At 60.5% G+C, this 17,742-nt stretch carries 16 protein-coding genes and 1 tRNA gene (1 of these 17 cut by a window edge); 10 read left to right on the forward strand and 7 right to left on the reverse strand.

The genetic code is table 11. The annotated features are described in order from the left end of the window. Positions 1-43: transfer RNA gene (locus tag H9642_RS04305), tRNA-Met, on the reverse strand; it reaches 134 nt to the left of the window's first position. Between the two features lie 136 nt (positions 44-179). On the opposite strand from H9642_RS04305, the gene dinB reads away from it, so the two are divergent. Then, positions 180-1,229 carry a DNA polymerase IV gene (gene dinB, locus H9642_RS04310; RefSeq protein WP_251835366.1) on the forward strand — a complete coding sequence of 350 codons (1,050 nt, stop codon included), beginning with the start codon at positions 180-182 and terminating at the stop codon, positions 1,227-1,229. 86 nt (positions 1,230-1,315) lie between these two features. Here dinB and nadC read toward each other — a convergent pair whose 3' ends face one another. Further along, positions 1,316-2,164, reverse strand: a complete 849-nt coding sequence (nadC, locus tag H9642_RS04315) for a carboxylating nicotinate-nucleotide diphosphorylase (RefSeq protein ID WP_251835158.1) — start codon at positions 2,162-2,164, stop codon at positions 1,316-1,318. Between the two features lie 289 nt (positions 2,165-2,453). On the opposite strand from nadC, the gene H9642_RS04320 reads away from it, so the two are divergent. The 3 genes from H9642_RS04320 to H9642_RS18320 all read left to right on the forward strand — a co-directional run bounded on the left by H9642_RS04320 (position 2,454) and on the right by H9642_RS18320 (position 6,227). Continuing rightward, the gene (locus H9642_RS04320) at positions 2,454-4,691 is read left to right on the forward strand and encodes a DUF1631 domain-containing protein (protein ID WP_251835159.1); all 2,238 of its coding nucleotides are present in this window, start codon (positions 2,454-2,456) and stop codon (positions 4,689-4,691) included. Positions 4,692-4,896: 205 nt separating this feature from the next. After that, complete coding sequence (locus H9642_RS04325; protein ID WP_251835160.1) at positions 4,897-6,108, forward strand: MFS transporter; 1,212 nt, start codon at positions 4,897-4,899, stop codon at positions 6,106-6,108. Continuing rightward, positions 6,105-6,227 (forward strand): hypothetical protein, encoded by a 123-nt coding sequence (locus tag H9642_RS18320; protein WP_273537120.1) that lies wholly within the window; start codon positions 6,105-6,107, stop codon positions 6,225-6,227. The genes H9642_RS04325 and H9642_RS18320 overlap by 4 nt, the downstream gene beginning before the upstream one ends. 102 nt (positions 6,228-6,329) lie before the next feature. On the opposite strand, the gene H9642_RS04330 is transcribed toward H9642_RS18320, so the two are convergent. Then, entirely contained in the window at positions 6,330-7,583 is a 1,254-nt protein-coding gene (locus tag H9642_RS04330; RefSeq protein WP_251835161.1) for an OmpP1/FadL family transporter, read from the reverse strand. Positions 7,584-7,789: 206 nt separating this feature from the next. Further along, entirely contained in the window at positions 7,790-8,644 is an 855-nt protein-coding gene (locus H9642_RS04335; RefSeq protein ID WP_251835162.1) for a sulfurtransferase, read from the reverse strand. 108 nt (positions 8,645-8,752) lie between these two features. Between H9642_RS04335 and H9642_RS04340 the strand changes: the two genes are divergently transcribed. The 6 genes from H9642_RS04340 (at position 8,753) to H9642_RS04365 (ending at position 13,523) form a co-directional block, all read left to right on the forward strand. After that, a complete protein-coding gene (locus H9642_RS04340) occupies positions 8,753-9,550 on the forward strand; it encodes a lysophospholipid acyltransferase family protein (RefSeq protein ID WP_251835163.1) in 798 nt (265 codons plus the stop codon). A gap of 139 nt (positions 9,551-9,689) precedes the next feature. After that, complete coding sequence (gene rnd / locus H9642_RS04345; protein ID WP_251835164.1) at positions 9,690-10,823, forward strand: ribonuclease D; 1,134 nt, start codon at positions 9,690-9,692, stop codon at positions 10,821-10,823. Then, positions 10,820-11,119 carry a YcgL domain-containing protein gene (locus H9642_RS04350; protein WP_251835165.1) on the forward strand — a complete coding sequence of 100 codons (300 nt, stop codon included), beginning with the start codon at positions 10,820-10,822 and terminating at the stop codon, positions 11,117-11,119. The genes rnd and H9642_RS04350 overlap by 4 nt, the downstream gene beginning before the upstream one ends. Before the next feature lie 217 nt (positions 11,120-11,336). Further along, a complete protein-coding gene (locus tag H9642_RS04355) occupies positions 11,337-11,786 on the forward strand; it encodes a YcgN family cysteine cluster protein (protein WP_251835166.1) in 450 nt (149 codons plus the stop codon). Positions 11,787-11,850: 64 nt separating this feature from the next. Beyond that, the gene (locus tag H9642_RS04360; RefSeq protein WP_251835167.1) at positions 11,851-13,077 is read left to right on the forward strand and encodes a hypothetical protein; all 1,227 of its coding nucleotides are present in this window, start codon (positions 11,851-11,853) and stop codon (positions 13,075-13,077) included. 125 nt (positions 13,078-13,202) lie between these two features. Continuing rightward, complete coding sequence (locus H9642_RS04365) at positions 13,203-13,523, forward strand: ComEA family DNA-binding protein (RefSeq protein ID WP_251835168.1); 321 nt, start codon at positions 13,203-13,205, stop codon at positions 13,521-13,523. Between the two features lie 234 nt (positions 13,524-13,757). Here the strand turns inward: H9642_RS04365 and H9642_RS04370 are convergent, their stop codons facing one another. Genes H9642_RS04370 through H9642_RS04380 form a run of 3 tightly spaced genes read right to left on the reverse strand, consistent with a single transcriptional unit; the run spans position 13,758 to position 17,741 of the window. Next, positions 13,758-14,927, reverse strand: coding sequence for an iron-containing alcohol dehydrogenase (locus H9642_RS04370; protein ID WP_251835169.1), 1,170 nt, complete (start codon positions 14,925-14,927; stop codon positions 13,758-13,760). Positions 14,928-14,935: 8 nt separating this feature from the next. Continuing rightward, positions 14,936-16,324: an aldehyde dehydrogenase family protein gene (locus H9642_RS04375; protein ID WP_251835170.1), complete on the reverse strand. Its 1,389-nt coding sequence runs from the start codon at positions 16,322-16,324 to the stop codon at positions 14,936-14,938. 43 nt (positions 16,325-16,367) lie between these two features. Continuing rightward, positions 16,368-17,741, reverse strand: coding sequence for a glutamine synthetase family protein (locus H9642_RS04380; protein WP_251835171.1), 1,374 nt, complete (start codon positions 17,739-17,741; stop codon positions 16,368-16,370). Between the last annotated feature and the right edge of the window lies 1 nt (position 17,742).

The following is a 17,742-nucleotide window of genomic DNA, read 5'->3' on the forward strand; positions in this document are numbered from 1 at the left end:
CGGGTTATGAGCCCGACGAGCTACCAGACTGCTCCATCCCGCGCCGGCCATTCTACTCGCCCATGCACTCCTGTCAACCGCCGGTAGGGGAAAACCCCGCACCGTCAACTGTTTAGCGTCACGGCGATGATAAACTTCCGCCTCCGACGCATGTCATGCGGGCTTTTATGAATTCATCCGTGCGCAAGATCATTCACGTGGATTGCGATTGCTTTTATGCCGCCATCGAAATGCGCGACGATCCGCGCCTGACGGGCAAACCCTTGGCGGTGGGCGGCTCGCCGGACAAGCGCGGCGTAGTCGCCACCTGCAATTACGAGGCGCGTGCGTACGGTATTCATTCCGCGATGCCGATGCGAACAGCGCTCAAGCTGTGTCCCGACCTGCTCGTCGTGCGCCCGCGCATGGATGTCTACAAGGCTGTCTCCCGAGAAATCCACCAGATCCTGCGTGATTACACAGAGTTGATCGAGCCCTTGTCACTGGATGAGGCTTACCTGGACGTGACGGATAGCCCCTACTGTTCCGGCAGCGCCACGCGAATGGCCGCCGAGATTCGTCGGCGTGTGGCGTCGACGCTGAATATCACGGTGTCAGCTGGGGTGGCACCGAACAAGTTTCTGGCCAAGATCGCCAGCGACTGGCGCAAGCCCAACGGGTTGTTTGTCATCACGCCAAATGAGGCAGAGGATTTTGTGGCTCAGCTGCCGGTGAGCAAGCTCCACGGCGTGGGCAAGGTCACGGCAGATAAACTGGCGCGTTTAGGCATTCGCACCTGCCTGGAGCTGCGCGAGTGGGAACGCCTGACGCTGGTGCGCGAGTTCGGCAGTTTTGGCGAACGTTTATGGAGTTTGGCCCGTGGAATCGACAAGCGGCAAGTTGAGTCGGAGGGCCGGCGGCAGTCGCTCAGTGTGGAAAACACATTTGATCGGGATCTGCCCGACTTGCCGGCCTGCCAGCAAGAAATGGTCGATTTGTTCGATGAGTTGAATCGACGCCTGGCACGGCTGGATTCCAGCTATCGGCCTGGCAAGCCGTTCGTAAAGCTCAAGTTCCATGACTTCACCCAGACCACTCTTGAGCAGTCCGGTGCAGGACTTGATCTGGACAGCTATCAACAGTTACTGGCCCAGGCCCATGCACGTGGAGACAAGCCCGTGCGGCTGATCGGGCTTGGTGTGCGGCTGGTGGACTTGCGCAACGGGTTCGAGCAACTCAGCCTGTTTTAGGTCTCGGTCAACAGACGGATGAGACGCGGTGCCGCCCCTGGCCTGAGCAGGCGGCTGTGCGCGTTATGCATGAATCGATTTCAACGTCACAGCTGCAGGCGCATCGACAGGTCGACGGCCTTGATGTCCTTGGTCAGCGTGCCGAGGGAGATATAGTCGACGCCGGTTTCGGCCACGCTGCGCAACGTGCTGTCGGTGATCCCGCCGGACGCTTCGAGTTTGGCGCGTCCGGCATTAATGCGCACGGCCTCTCGCATGTCGTCGAAGCTAAGCTCGTCGAGCATGACAATATCGGCGCCTGCATCCAGCGCCTGCTGAAGTTCATCGAGGTTTTCCACTTCAACTTCCACGGACTTGCCGGGCGCGATCTGGCGTGCGGCATTGATGGCGTCGGCAATCCCGCCGCAGGCAGCGATATGGTTTTCCTTGATTAGAAACGCATCGAAAAGGCCGATGCGGTGATTATGGCAACCACCGCAGGTGACAGCGTATTTCTGCGCCAGGCGCAGACCGGGCAGGGTTTTCCGCGTGTCGAGCAGTTTGACCTGAGTGCCGGCAACCAGGTCGGCATAGTGGCGACAGCGAGTGGCCACGGCAGACAGCGTTTGCAAGAAGTTCAACGCGCTGCGTTCACCGCTGAGCAAGGCTCGGGCCGGTCCTTCCAAGGTAAAGAGAGTCTGGTTGGGCTCAACCCAGTCGCCGTCGGCGACCTGCCAATGCACGGCAACGCGGTCGTCGAGCTGGCGAAACACTCTATCGACCCAGGCCGTGCCGCAGATAACTGCCGCTTCGCGGGTAATAACCCGGGCGTGGGCGAGGCGTTCGGCAGGGATAAGTTGCGCAGTGAGATCGCCACTGCCGATGTCTTCGGCCAGGGCGCGACGCACATTGCTGTCGATTTCAGCGCTCAGATCGGCAAGGGTCAGATTGGGCATGGGGAACTCCTGGTTGGTCAGGCGGGGGATTATAAAGGTGCGTGCGAGACGATGCGCTAGGCATGTCGGCTGAAGTAGTCGTGCGGCCCCAGCCAAAGACTGGGGTTTGTTGATGATTGAGTGTGATCTGGGTCATGTCTGTACCGAAGCGCGCTTGTAGTTAACGTTCGGCAGTCAATAATTGTCTGTCAATTTGGCCTTATTGGCGCCGTAAGCTTGACGTCATGGATGGCGTCTCCAAGCGCTCTACTCGAAGGCAGTTCGCCAGTGCCGATGCCGGAGACTCTCAATGAAAACCGAAGCCAAGGTAGTGCCGCTCGGCAAGGCGGCTGCATCATTTGCATCCGCAGTTCAGCCGCCTCGTCTGGCCCCTCCGTTGGCACGGGTGTGCGATGCCACCTTGCCGCAACTCAAATTGGCTCTGCAATCCCTGTTCGAGAGTGCCGACGATACGCTGTTCGAGATGGCAAACCGGGCGGCCAGTAATACCGAGCAGAGTCTGTTCTTCGAGGCCATGCGTGAATTGCGCCTCAAGCGTCACGGCATAGTGCGCGACATGCTGGAGCGATTTCTCGACGGATTCACTCGTCTGAATCAATACGAGATTGGTCGGGATCCGGAGATGGAGACGCCAGGTTACGACCATCTGGCGTTGGTACAGAATGACGAGTTGGAGGAGCGCGTCGCCGTCGACAGCATGGTGACCAAAGCCAAGGTCCGGTTGGGGATAGCCTTGAGTCACCTCACGGCCCGTTTCAATATGCTGATCAGCAAGAAGCTCGAGGAAAAGAGTCATCCTTTGGGCCCTGAGATGCTCTGCGAGGCGTTTCTCCGGTCCTGTGGCCAGGAGATGGATATCAGGGTCAAGCTGATCATTCTCAAGCTGTTTGACAAATTCTGCCTCGGCAGCCTGGACCAGCTCTATGCCGACGCGAACCAGATACTAAAAGACGCAGGTGTGCTGCCCGAATTGCAATCGGTTATGCCAAAGCGGCCCGTTAGCCGCAGCGGGGCATCCATAGCGGAGCAAGCACAGGAACTGCCACCGATAGGTGAGATGGGGAGCGACGAAGCCTTTGGCGTGCTGCAGCAGTTACTGTCCCAGAGCCGCGGTGTCGGTCGGCCGGCTCCTGCTCAGAATGCCGACGCTCTGCCGATCACTCAACAGGATCTGATGCGCCTGCTGTCCCATCTGCAGCAAAGCGTGCCGGCTGGGGCGTTGGCTGAACAGGCGATCGATCTTCGCCAGCTAGTCGATAATCTGCTCAGTCGCGCCAGCGCGAAAAGCGGTAAGACGCGAGTGGTGGGGGAGGTGGATGACGATGTCATCAACCTGGTCGCGATGCTGTTCGAGTTCATTCTTGACGACCGTACGTTGCCGGACTCTCTCAAGGCGCTGATCGCCCGCCTGCAGATTCCTATGCTCAAGGTTGCAGTGCTGGATAAGGCGTTTTTCAGCCGCACCAGCCATCCTGCGCGACGCTTGTTGAACGAGATTGCCGCTGCTGCGCTTGGCTGGAGTGATCAGGACGATGCGCAGCGTGACAGCCTTTATCAAACCATTGAGGCCATCGTGCAGCGCCTGCTGAGTGAATTTGTCGATGACCCGCGCATTTTTGCCGAGCTGCTCGACGAGTTTACTGCCTTTATCGGCGCCCAGCGCCGCCGCAGTGAGTTGCTGGAGCAGCGCACGCGCGACGCGGAAGAAGCTCGGGCCAAAACCGAACTGGCGCGCCTGCAGGTCGAGCAGGCCTTGAACGCGAGGATGCTGGGCAAGACGTTGCCGCACATGGTGCTGCGTCTGGTGCACCAAGGTTGGAGCAAGGTGTTATTGCTCACCTGTCTTAAGCACGGAACAGACTCGGCGGCCTGGCAGGCGAACCTGGGCCGGCTGGATGAGCTGATCTGGAGTGTCACGCTGCCGGAAGGTGAGGAGGCACGCCAGCGCTTGCGTACCCTGGTACCTGGATTGCTCCGGGCCTTGCGTGCCGGGCTGGATGAGGCGGGTGTCGATTCCTTCGCCGCCCAAGAATGGTTGGGCTTGCTGGAGACGTTTTACCGGCATGGATTCAAGCGTCTTTCGCGCCAGGCGCAAGCCAATGTCATGCCTGGGAGCGTTGAGGTCGAACCTGCAGGGCAGGAGCCCGCCGAATCGGCCATGATGGCGGTCGTCGAGCAGCTTCAGTTACCGACGCCTCAGGAGCAATCTGCGGCCGTGGAGCCGGAAGTCGAGGGAAGTAACGACCCACAGGCGCTGCTTCAGGTGGACAATCTGCGCGTCGGCAGCTGGCTGGAAATCCACAAGGAAGACGGGACGAAGCTGCGTTGTAAGCTGGCGGCCTGGATCAAGCCCACCGGGAAATACATCTTCGTTAACCGCAACGGTATGAAGGTGCTGGAAAAGACCCGCAACAGCCTGGCAGCGCAATTCCAGCGCGGAGCAATTCGTCTGCTTGACGATGCCTTGTTGTTCGACCGAGCGCTGGAATCGGTAATTGGCAACCTGCGGCGGCTCAAGGCTGAGTGAGCATCTGAAATAAAGCATCAGTCGGGTTTGCTTCGTAGATCACTTCCACGTGCGTTTGGCCGCGCTGGCTTCGACGCTGCGCAGAAAGCGGGTACGGGCCATTGTCTTCCCCGCGGTACATTGACGCCTGCCCGGGCGCGTTATACAAACACCTCCCTGCGCCTACCATAGTAATGGTGGGCTGGCGCTGTGGACTGGAGTAGATATGAGCGCGTTTTCCCGGGCGGCTTTTTGGGTGTTGGTGTTGAGTTCGGTGGTTTTGACCCTGTCGCTTGGGGTGCGCCATGGTTTTGGCTTGTTTCTGGCGCCGATGAGCGCTGATTTCGGTTGGGGCCGCGAAGTGTTCGCCTTCGCCATCGCACTGCAGAATCTCATCTGGGGTCTGGCCCAACCCTTTACCGGCGCGCTGGCGGACCGTTACGGTGCCGGGCGAACGGTGGTGATCGGGGGCATTCTGTATGCGTCTGGCCTGGTGCTGATGGGGTTGTCCGATACCCCGTTGGGGCTGTCCATGAGCGCCGGGGTATTGATCGGCCTGGGGTTGTCGGGCACGTCCTTTTCCGTGTTGCTCGCCGCTGTGGGTCGTGCGGCTACGCCGGAAAAACGCAGCATGGCCATGGGTATCGCAGCGGCGGCCGGGTCGTTTGGCCAGTTCGCCATGTTGCCTGGCACCCTGGGGTTGATGGATTGGTTAGGCTGGTCGTCTGCGCTGTTGGCACTGGGCCTGATGATTGCCTTGCTGGTTCCGCTGGGTGCCTGCCTGCGCGAAGCGCCGGCTCCAGCAGCAACCCAATACACCCAAACCCTGGGCGAGGCGCTACGCGAGGCGGCCGGGCATTCCGGCTTCTGGTTGCTGGCGCTGGGTTTTTTCGTGTGCGGCTTTCAGGTGGTGTTCATTGGCGTGCACCTGCCTGCCTACCTGGTGGATCAACACCTGCCTGCCTATGTCGGCACTACCGTGCTGGCGCTGGTCGGGCTGTTCAATATCTTCGGTACCTACGGCGCCGGTTGGCTGGGCGGACGTATGTCCAAACCACGCCTGCTGGTCACGCTGTATCTGTTGCGCGGCGTGGTGATTGTCGCCTTCTTCTATACACCGCTGACCGAATGGACGGCTTACGCGTTCGGCATGGCCATGGGCTTGCTGTGGTTGTCCACCGTACCGCTGACTAATGGCACGGTGGCGACTCTGTTCGGCGTGCGCAACCTGTCAATGTTGGGTGGACTGGTCTTCCTGTTCCACCAATTGGGTTCGTTCATGGGTGGCTGGTTGGGGGGCTATGTGTATGACCGGACGGGCAGCTATGACCTGGTTTGGGAAATTTCCATTCTGCTCAGCCTGATGGCCGCATTGCTTAATTGGCCGGTGCGCGAGCAGCCGGTGGAGCGTCTGCGTGTCTCGGGGGCTTCGGCATGAACAGTTGGCGCCTGGGCATGGCAGCGCTACTGGTGGGGCTAGGCCTGCTGTTGGCGCTGGCGTGGTGGGGCTGGAGTCGCGGTGGGTTGGCGCTATTGCAGATTGGGATGGTGTGTTAGGGCGACTGCTTTATTACGGCACTGATCACAAACCTTCGGTGTGAGAATGCCAGCCACAAAAAACCGGACCACTGGGTCCGGTTTTTGTGGCTGGCGTAACGCTTAGAAGCGGTAGGTCAGCTGTGCGGCCAGGCCATGGGCAGAGTTTTCATACTCGGCGTTGTAGCCGGTCTGGTTCACTTCGCCCTTGTCTTCCTTCAGGTAGGAGTAGGCCAGGTCCAGGGTTGTATCCTGGTCGATATTCCAGCCTGCGCCGAACGACAGGATGGTGCGATCCGACACCGGGATGCGTGTGGTGCGGTGAGTGTCGTTGGTCGGCGACTCGTCGAGGGCCAAGCCGGCGCGCAGAACCCACTGCGGGTTCAACTGGTAGGCGGCGCCGACAGCGAAGCTCCAGGTGTCTTCCCATTTCAGGGGTTCTTCGCGCTTGCCAAGAATGGCGCCCGCTACGGGGTTACTGGTTTCGTTTTCGACGATCAGAGCATCCAGGCGGCTCCAGCGCGTCCAAGTAGCGCCGCCGTACAGGGTCCACTGGTCATCCAGGCGGTAGGTCACCGAGGTGTCGACGGATTCCGGGAGGGTAATGTCAACGCTGGCGTCGTATTTGCCCTCTAGCAGGGGAGCTACGGCAGCAGGCACATTACTGACTTTGGTATCGCCTTCCAGGCCGTACTTGACCTTGGAGTGATAGGTCAGGCCCCAGGTCAATTGCTCGGTCAGATCAACCAGCACGCCGAGGTTGTAGCCATAGGCGATATCGTCACCCTCGATCTCAACATCTACATCCGGGCCTGGAACTCCCAGAGCACCCGGATTCACATTGCTGGTCAGCTTCCCATAAACCCGGCTGATCACCAGGCCACCACCTACCGACACCTGATCGTTGATCTTGTAGCTGAGGGTCGGCTGCAGGTTGACCACTTCCACTTCGCTGGTCACGCCGTGGTAGCGGCCCATGTGGCCTTTTTCGTAATCGCTGATGACCGCAAAAGGCACGTACAGGCCCAGGCCGAAGTGCATCTTGTCGTTGATCGGAGTGACGTAGTAACCGAAGGGTACAGTGGCAAACGGCACCATATCGCCGTCTGTAGAGCCGGTACCGCCGGTGGCTTCGATATCCGTTTCCGCATGAATAAACGCCAGACCGCCACTCACTTCGCGACGTTCAAGCTTGGACATGCCGGCGGGGTTGCCTGCAACAGTGCTGGCATCCAAGGCTGCGGACGAGCGACCGGCGAAGGCGGTGCCCATGCCGCTGGCGCTGTGTTCGTTGATTGCCAGTCCGTTGGCCATGGCTTGGCTCGACAGTGCGCCAATGGTGATTGCCAATGTTGTTTTTATCCAGGCGTGTTTCATGGGTACTCCGGTAAGGTAAAACGAGGGGCGAAACTAGCAGGGTTTTTTACGCATCTCCAGTTGCAACCCCTCTAAATCAATGCTTTGCGACGCATCTGGAGTGGGTTAGCGATTAATGGCCTGCTTGGAATAGCGGTAAAAACTAGCCTTTTGAAGGCCGTCTGGCTGTAGCTTTTTGTAAGCGAAACGAAGGACCCACGGTTGTTTTATGACCCCTTGGCCACTGGCCTAGCCGGATCGGTGATCCATTCGCTCCAGGAGCCGGCATACAACGGGGCCAGGGGAAAGCCCGCCAAGCTGAGGGCGAACAGGTTATGGCAGGCCGTCACGCCGGAGCCGCAATAGGCGACCAGGTGCCGGGGATCTCGCCCGGCAAGCAACTGTTCGAAGCGCTGGCGTAGCTGTTCGGCAGGGCGGAAGTGGCCGTCACTGGTCAGGTTGTCGCTAAACGTGGCGCATTGCGCACCGGGGATATGCCCGGCGACTGGATCCAGCGGCTCTACCTCTCCGCGAAAGCGCGGCAGGGCGCGAGCATCCAGCAGCGTCAGGTCGGCGGCGCCAAGGCGTTGTTGCAGCTCTGCGGCGTTAACCACCAAACGCTCATCCGGCTGACCCGTGAAATCACCCGGGGACGGTACTGGCACTTTTTCGGTGATTGGCAGGCCCGCAGCTTGCCAGGCCTTGAAGCCACCATTCAGCACAAACACGTTATCGCGTTTGCCCAGCCAGGCCAGCAGCCACCAGGCGCGGGTGGCGAAAGCGGTGGGGCCGTCATCGTAGAGCACCAGAGTGCTGTCGTTGCGCACGCCCCAGGCGCGCAGGCGCTCGATCATTTGTCCGGGGGCGGGTAGGGGATGGCGGCCGGTCACGCCTGGCTGGACCGGCCCGGACAGGTCGGTTTCCAGATCGGCGAAGCGGGCACCGGGTATGTGGCCCTGTGCATAGGCGTTGCGGCCATAGGCGGGATCGTCCAGGGCGAAGCGGCAGTCGAGGATGACCAGGCGCGGCTCATCGAGACGCTTGGCCAGTTCCTGGGACGTGAATAGCTGTGCATGAGACATGAGCGGGATACCTGTGTCGTGGACATAAGTACGGACATCTTAAGCCGAGAGATTTCTGCTCCAGTGTATGTCGCCTACTACCCATGCCTGAAGATGTTGGGAGAGCTCATGTCCAGCCTGCATTCCATCAGTGAAAGTGCCACCCTGGCCCGGCGCCTCGGTGTGATTAGCGGGACGGTGCTGGTCACCGCCTGGTTCTGTTGTCTGATTCTGATCCGCGCGGCGTGCGGGCGTTTACGTCGGGGCCAGGTTGATGAATATGCCCGGCAATGGTCGCGCCTGTTGTTGCGTCTGGTGCGCATGCGCCTCGATGTTCAGGGAGGGCTGCCGGACTTCAACGATGGGCGGCGCTATATCATCCTGTGCAACCATTCCAGCCATTACGACATACCCGCCACCTTTGCCAGCCTGCCGGGGTCGATTCGCATGCTGGCGAAAAAGGAGCTGTTTGCCATTCCGCTGTTCGGCGCCGCCTTGCGTAGCGGGGAATTCCCTTCCATCGACCGGCGCAATCATCAGCAGGCGGTCAAGGATCTGCAGCAGGCACAGCGCATGCTGGAAAGCGGCATCGTCCTCTGGGCCGCTCCCGAAGGCACCCGGTCGCCCGATGGGCAATTGCAGCCGTTCAAGAAAGGCTGCTTCCACCTAGCGCTGGAGACCAACGCCGTGATTGTGCCGTTGGCCATTCGCGGTATCCACGCGGTTTTGCCGGCGCGCAGCTGGCGGATGAATCTGGGATTGCCGGTTGAGCTGCGAGTCGGCGAGCCTCTGGATGCCAGCCGCTACAGCGTTGAGCAGCTACCCGAACTGATGAACGAAACTCGCGCCCGGCTGCAGGCCATGCTTGACCAGCCTGTCGAGCAGGCCCAGGACATGGCAGACCCGCAACTGGGACTGGCCGGATGAGCTTCTGAAATATCACCTTGAGGCAGGAAGCCATCGAAGGTTGTGATGGCCCTCTGCGGCGAAGAGCGGGACCGGTTGATCGGTCGGTGCAATGTCGGCGACTGGGGATATACTGCGCGCCTGAACCGAGGAGAGCCGTGTGCCCATCGATATTCACTGGATCCGTGACGACGCCAGCCTGGCGCAACACTGCGCTGCCTGGCGCACCCAGCCCTTCGTGGCGCTTGATACCGAATTCATGCGGGTCGATACCTTCTACCCGAAGGCCGGCTTGATACAGGTCAGTACTGGGCAGGGCGCCTATCTGATCGACCCTCTACTGATCCGCGACTGGTCAGCCTTTGCCTTACTACTGGATGATCCTGCGGTGATCAAGGTATTGCACGCGTGCAGCGAAGACCTTGAAGTCTTCCAGCGCCTGACCGGTACGCTGCCTGCCCCGTTGTATGACACCCAACTGGCTGCGGGCTATTTGGGGATCGGGTTTTCCATGGGCTATTCGCGACTGGTCCAGGACGTGCTGAACATCGAACTGCCCAAGGGTGAAACCCGCTCCGACTGGCTGCAGCGTCCGCTCACCGAATTGCAGGTGGCCTATGCCGCCGAGGATACCCAGCATCTGGCCGAGGTTTATAAACGTCTCGATGCCCGGCTCAGCGATGAAAAGCGTGCCTGGCTGCTGGAGGACGGCTCGGAACTGGTTGCCAACCTGCGGCGCGAAATCGACCCGGACGAACTGTACCGCGAGGGCAAGCTGGCCTGGAAACTGTCGCGCCAAGAATTAGCCGTATACCGCGTGCTGTACGCCTGGCGCGAGCGCGAGGCCAAGCGTCGCGACGTGCCGCGCAACCGCATCGTGCGTGAGCATTCCCTGTGGCCCTTGGCGCGCTTTCAGCCCACCGATCTCGGTGCATTGATGCGTATTGAGGAAATGCATCCGCGTACCGTGCGCCAGGACGGTGAAACATTGCTTGCGTTGATCCGCGATGCTGCTGCAACGCCACAGGAGCAGTGGCCTGCACCGGTGCCGGAACCGCTGCCGCTGGAAGCCAGTGCACTGCTGAAGAAACTGCGCGCGGTGGGCCAAGCTGAGGCGCAGCGCCTGCACATGGCGCCAGAACTGATGCTGCGCAAGAAATCACTGGAAGCCCTACTGAAAACCGGCTTCCCCAACGGGCCTTATCAACTGCCCGATAACCTGCGTGGCTGGCGCCGTGAACGCATGGGCCAAGCCCTGCTTGATACCTTGGCTGCCAGTGGAGAGTCCGCATGAAATGCATTTGCTCCATCTACAGAAGCTCGCGCAAGCGCGAGATGTATCTCTATGTGCAAAAGAGTGAAGCGCTGAGTCGCGTGCCGGAAGGGCTGATGGCCGTGTTCGGCACACCGCAGCTGGCTTTTGAAATGGTGCTCACGCCGCAGCGGCAACTGGCTCGGGAAGATATCCATAAGGTTTTGGAGAACCTCCAAACCCAGGGCTACCACCTGCAGATGCCGCCCGTGGACGATGAAGACGACTACATCCAACACCTGCCGGAAGAGCTGCTGCGCATGAGCGATCCGCTGTAAGGCGGCGAATGGCCGCTTGGTTTTTTGAATGGAGGTAGGGGCCAGCTTGCTGGGCGATCCGTTGCAATAACGTATTCCAATCCCGGCAAGCTGAACTGTAGGAACGCGTCTTACCCAGTGCCGACAGGGTGTGGCAAGCAGGCCGGCAGTCACCTGTGCTTGGCGGGATCGAGCAGCGGGACTAGACTAGCGCGCCCTGATTCCTGCCCGTGATGCCATGGCCGCCAAAGTCCAACCCTTTTGGAAACGCAAGACCCTCGATCAACTCGATCAGGAAGAATGGGAGTCGCTGTGTGATGGCTGCGGCCTGTGCTGCCTTCAAAAACTCGAAGATGAGGATGACGGCAGCGTCTATTACACGCGTATCGCCTGCAAACTGCTGGATCTGAAGACCTGCCAGTGCAGCAATTACACCCAGCGCCGTCAGCATGTCCCGGATTGCATTCAGCTCACACCTGCCCAAGCAGATCAATTCAAATGGCTGCCGCCCACCTGTGCGTACCGTCTGGTCGCCGAAGGCAAAGACTTGCTGCCCTGGCACCACTTGGTTTGTGGGGATCCCGATGCGGTCCACCAGGCCGGTATCTCCCAATCCGGCAAGATGCTCAGTGAAAACAGCGTGGCGGCTGATGACTGGGAAGACTATCTGATTTTCCGCGCCGGTTGAGTTCCCGGGGATAGATCGGCTCTACTACCGGTCTTTATTCATCTGTCGCCCTGGAGCCGTCACGATGATTTCCCGTACCTCGCTGCTGTGTGTTTTGTTGATCTGTGCTGCCCCCGTGTGGGCCGCGAAAAAAACCGACCTCGATTACCGGGTGCGCTTTCTGCCCGGCAGCGACCAGGCTGAGGTCAGCCTGCACCTGGAAAGAGGCCAGGCGGTACGCGAACTGGATTTCAACCTGGGTGCCGACGGACGTTATAGCGATTTCAAGGCTGACGGTGATTGGCAGGTAGAGAAAGACGGCGAGGCGGAACGGGGCAAGTGGTCTCCTGCCCAAGGTAAAGCGACGCTCAGTTACCGGGTGCGCATCAGTCATCAGCGTGATTCCGGCAGCTATGACGCGCGTATGACCGAAGACTGGGTGCTGCTGCGCGGAGATGACTTGGTCCCTCCGGCGCGGCTGGCGTTGCGCGATAACATGGAGTTGGTGTCCCGCCTGCAATTCGACTTGCCTGATGGCTGGAAAAGTGTGGAAACCGGCTGGCCAAGGGTCGGCACGCACCGTTTTCGCATCGACAATCCGTCGCGGCACTTCGATCGTCCAACCGGCTGGATCCTCGCAGGCAAGATTGGCACCCGCCGCGCACGTCTGGGCATGACCGATGTCACCGTGGCGGCGCCGTTGGGTGAGGGCATGCGACGCATGGACATGCTCACCGTGCTGACCTTTATCTGGCCGCAAGCACAGACGATTTTTCAGCGCGATCCGGCCAAGGTGCTCATCGTCGGGGCCGGTGAGCCTATGTGGCGCGGGGGGCTGTCCGGGCCGCATTCGCTGTTCATGCACGCGGACCGCCCTGTGGTCAGCGAAAACGGTACCAGCTCTTTATTGCATGAGCTGGTGCATGTGCTCGGCCGCATTGGTGACCATGACCGCAGTGACTGGATCAGTGAAGGAGTGGCCGAGTATTACGCCATCGAATTGCTGCGTCGTTCCGGAGGGATGACCGAGGAGCGCTACCAGCAGGTGCGCAAGCATCTGAGCAATTGGAGTCGTGACATTAAGACCCTGCGGGGCGAGAGCTCAAGCGGGCCGGTGACCGCGCGCGCTGTGCTGCTGCTGCAGGATCTGGATCAGGAAATTCGCAAGCGTACCGAAGGACGGCGTACGCTGGATGATGTCACCCGGGGCCTGATGCGCCTGGATACCGCCAGCACCGAAGATTTCATTGCGATCAGCGAAAACGTCATGGGTGGCCCTTCGAAAGTATTGGATACGCGCTTGCTGCGCTGATCAAGCGTGACCCGCCTCGCGTTCTGGGCATTCCGGCTGGAATTGCAGGTGGAGGGGACTACTTTCGTAGCGAGCGGCGTCAGCCGTCATCTCTAGGACTTGATAATTACAAGGATTTAATACCAATGCGCAAGCTGCTCCCGAACTTCTTCTTCGCCGTTCTGGCATCCACTTCCGTCGCAGTATCGGCGGCTGAATCGGCGAAGCCGGTGACTGCCAAACCCGTTGCCACCCAACAGGTCGCCATTGGCAAGATCAATCTCAATACCGCCGATGCGGCCACCCTGGAACGTGAACTTAAAGGTATCGGTGCGGGCAAGGCGCAAGCCATCGTGGCCTATCGTGAGGCTCACGGCCCGTTCGCCTCGGTGGATGAGTTGCTCGAAGTGAAGGGGATTGGTGCCGCAACCCTGGAAAAGAACCTGGAAAAGTTGTCCCTCCAGTAATCCGGCTCGATGGAAATAACGCCATGTCTCCCTGCGGGACATGGCGTTTTTTATACTTCGAAGAAAGATTTCGGCCGCCTGCCGTGACAGAGTCCGCTGGTTTGAGCCGTTTATCAGGGCCGTTGCGGCAGGCATGCACGCTGCAATTAAACTGCCGCAGCGGTGTAGCCTGCCTCGCGGACGAATCCGCTCGTACATCAATCAGGGTATTGATTGGGCTGCAGTAGCGTTCCGTTACAGCGTGCCGCGCAGGGCGCGTTCGAACAGTAGGCGGTATTCATCGGCGCTGAAGGCGATCGGGTTGGTGCCAGCCGAAGGGTCGGCGGCGGCCATCTGGCCGAGTAGCTCGCTGTGGCGGTCATCGATACCGAGTTCTCGCAAGCTGTGCGGAATGCCGATCTCGGCCCGCAATGCCAGAATCCATTCCAGCACACCGGCAAAACCTGGCCAAGGCAGTTTCAGGTGTCGGGCCAGGCGCTCCATGTGCCCTTTGATCGCGCCTTGGTTGGCCTGCAGCACATAAGGCATCAAGACCGCGTTGAGCAGCCCGTGATGAGCGTCGTACAACGCGCCCAGCGGATGGGCCAGTGCATGCATGGCACCCAGCCCTCGCTGGAACGCGGTGGCGCCCATGGTCGAGGCGACCATCATTTGCAGGCGTGCCTCGATATCGTCGCCCCGTGCCACGGCACGCGGCAGATAGTCGTGCACCAGGCGCATGCCTTCCAAGGCGATGCCTTCGGCCATCGGGTGAAACAGCGGCGAGCAAAACGCTTCCAGACTGTGCGACAGGGCGTCCATACCGGTTGCCGCGGTGATTTTTGCCGGCAGGCCCAGGGTCAGCTGAGGGTCCAGTATGACCAGGTCCGGCAGCATGCGCGGGTGAAAAATGATGCGCTTGACCTGTGCTTCTTCATCGGTGATTACCGAGGCGCGGCCCACTTCCGAGCCGGTGCCAGCGGTGGTCGGCACCGCCACCACCGGGGCCATGCCGGCCACGTTGACCCGCTCGCTGTTGTCACCGATGTCCTCGAAGTCCCACAGCGAACGGTCCTGGCCGACCATCAGTGCGATGGCCTTGCCGGCATCCAGAGCTGAGCCGCCGCCAAAGGCGATCACGCCGTCATGCTGGCCCGCCTTGAACGCGGCCACTCCATCGCTGATGTTCTGCCCCGTCGGGTTGCCCTTGATGGCAGAAAAGACGTCGATCTGCAGCCCCACCGAGCGGCAAGAAATCACGGCTTGTTCAATCATCGGCAGTGCTGCCAGCCCCGGATCGGTAACCAGCAGCGGGGCATTCATGCCCAACTGCTTGCATGCCTGCGGCAGTTCGCCGATCCGTCCCGCGCCAACACGGATGGCGGTGGGGTAATTCCAGTTCATCTGGTAACGCTTCAGGTCCATTGAGCGCCTCATAACTGCGTCTTGAAGTGAAAAGATTTGGGGCGAGTCAGGTGGTCGTAGCCCAGCGTCGACAGCGTGCAGCCGCGCCCGGAATTCTTCACGCCGGTCCAGGCCAGCGCCGGGTCGAGGTAGTCGCAACGGTTGAGAAAGACCGTGCCGGTGTCCAGACGATCCGCCAGGGCCAGTGCAGTGGTCTCATCGCGGCTGAAGATTGCTGCGGTCAGGCCATATTCGCTGTCGTTCATCAACGCGACGGCTTCATCGTCGTCGCGCACTTTCTGGATGCCGACCACGGGGCCAAAGGATTCTTCGGTCATCACCCGCATGGCATGGTTCACGCCGGTCAGCACCTGCGGAGCAAGATAGGCCGAACCGGGCTGGTCGAGGGGAAAATCGGCCGGATCGATGTGCGTTTTTGCGCCTTTGGCCACGGCCTCGGCGACCTGCTCACGCACGAAGTCCGCCGCGGCAGGGCGCACCAGCGGACCCAGGGTGGTTTTGGCACTGTCGGGACGGCCGAGCCGATAATGTCGAACCAGCGCCACCGCTTGCTCAATAAATGCGTCATAGACGGATTCATGCACGTAAATGCGCTCAATGGCACAGCACGACTGCCCAGAATTGAAAAAGGCGCCGTCTATGGTGGTCTCCACCGCATGCCGCAGGTCCGCATCGGCACGCACGTAGGCCGGGTCCTTGCCGCCCAGTTCCAGCCCGCTATTAATGAAGCGTCCGGCCGCTGCGTGCTCCACCATCGCGCCGCCAGCCTCCGAGCCAGTAAACGCCACATGCCGCACCGCCGGGGCGCGGATCAACTGTTCGGTGTCGGCATGGCTCAGGTGCAGGTATTGAAAGACGCCCGCCGGCAGACCTGCTTCGGCAAAGGCTTCCACCATGCGTTCGGCGCACAGCGGGGTTTGCGCCGAGTGCTTGAGCAGCACGCTATTGCCGGCCAACAACGCCGGCACCACGCTGTTCACCGCCGTCAGATAGGGATAGTTCCAGGGGGCGATCACCAGCACCACGCCCAGCGGCTCGCGACGGATGAAACGGATAAAACCGGGCTTTACGGGCAGATGAATATCAGCCAGTGCCTGCTCGGCAATATCCGCCATGTGGCTGGCGCGCTCGACGAAACCGCTGATTTCGCCCGCGGCGTAGCGGATCGGCCGCCCCATCATCCAGCACAGTTCTTCTGCCAGTTGGGTTTCCTTGGCGCTGAACAAGCTGATCGCCTCACGGGTCAGGGCGATGCGTTGGGCCAGTGGTGTGCTTTTCCAGTCCTGTTGTGCCCGCTGGGAGCGGGCCACAGCGTCGGCAACCTGTGTGCTGGTGGCCAGGGGGCGCTCTACGTAGACGGAGCCATCAATAGGTGAAATGCACTGCAATGAGTTCATGCTTGGCCTCCACAAGGCGCGTCGTGAGGTGGTCTGCATCTGCTCAGATGATTTCGAAGTAGCGATCCAGTTCCCAATCGCTGACATGCCGGCGGAACTCGCGTTCCTCCCATTCGCGGGTGGCGGCGAAATGATCGACGAACGCGTCGCCAAGCAGGTCGCGCGCCGCGCTGGAGGCTTTCAGGCGTTGTGCCGCCTCCCACAGCGTAGTTGGCAGAGCCAATTCAGGCGGATGTTGCATGGCATAGGCGTTGCCGTTGATCGGGGGGTCCAGTTGCCACTGGTTGAGGATGCCGTACAAACCAGAACCCAGTACGGCAGCCAGGGCCAGATAGGGATTGGCATCGGCCGCGCCGAGGCGGTATTCGACCCGTTGCGCCTTGTCGCTGCCGGGAATCACTCGCAGCGCGGTGGTGCGATTTTCTACCCCCCAGGTGGCATCGGTGGGCGCCCAGTAACCGGGCACCAGGCGCCGATAGCTGTTCACGGTGGGGGCCAGCAGGCACAGCAGTTCGGGCATCAGGCGTTGCTGCCCGGCGACAAACTGGCGTTGCAGCTCACTCATGCCATAGGCATCGGTGGGATCATGGAAGGCTGATTTACCGGAGGCACGCTCGCGCAGCGACATATGAATATGCCCACTCTGGCCCGGCATGTCGGCAGACCATTTGGCCATGAACGTGGCCATCAATCCTTTGCGCTGTGCCAATACCTTCATGAACGTCTTGAACAGCGCGGCCTTGTCGGCGGCTTCGGTGATGCGATCCACGGTAATTGCCGCCTCGATCACGCCCGGGCCGGTTTCCGAATGCAGGGTTTCCAGCGGGAAATCCATGTCTTCGCACAGCTTGAGGATCTCGTGGTACAGCTCGGCATGCACCGAGTTGCGCAGGGTCGAATACCCGAACCAGTCGGGGCTCAGGTTCTTGAGGTTGCGAAATCCCTTGGCGCGAACCGAATGCGGGGTTTCGTCGAATAGGAAGAACTCGTACTCCAGCGCGGCGAGTGGATCGAAGCCCATCGCCTTGCAGCGCTGAACAACGCGCAGCAGCGTGCCGCGCGGACAGATCGCCTCGGCCTGCTGGTCGAACTCGGCGATGAACAACAGCATGCCGTTCTCGAAGGGGATTTCCCGGCAGCTGTGCGGCACGATACGCACCGGCGCATCCGGGTAGGCGGTGTGCCAGCCGGTGTACTGCACGTTGTCGTACAGCTGGTCTTTCACATCCCAGCCGAGCACCACATCGCAAAAGCCGCTGCCATGTTCCAGCGCAGAGAAAAATTTGCTGCGGTTGATGTATTTGCCGCGCATCACCCCGTCAATATCGAACACGCCGACCTTCACATGGGTGAGGCCGCGCTCCTCGACGATGCGCCTGGCGTCCTCAATGGTCTTTACGTCCCTTGGATTGAGCATG

It is taken from the genome of Serpens gallinarum, from assembly GCF_014836765.1.
Lineage (GTDB): Bacteria > Pseudomonadota > Gammaproteobacteria > Pseudomonadales > Pseudomonadaceae > Serpens > Serpens gallinarum.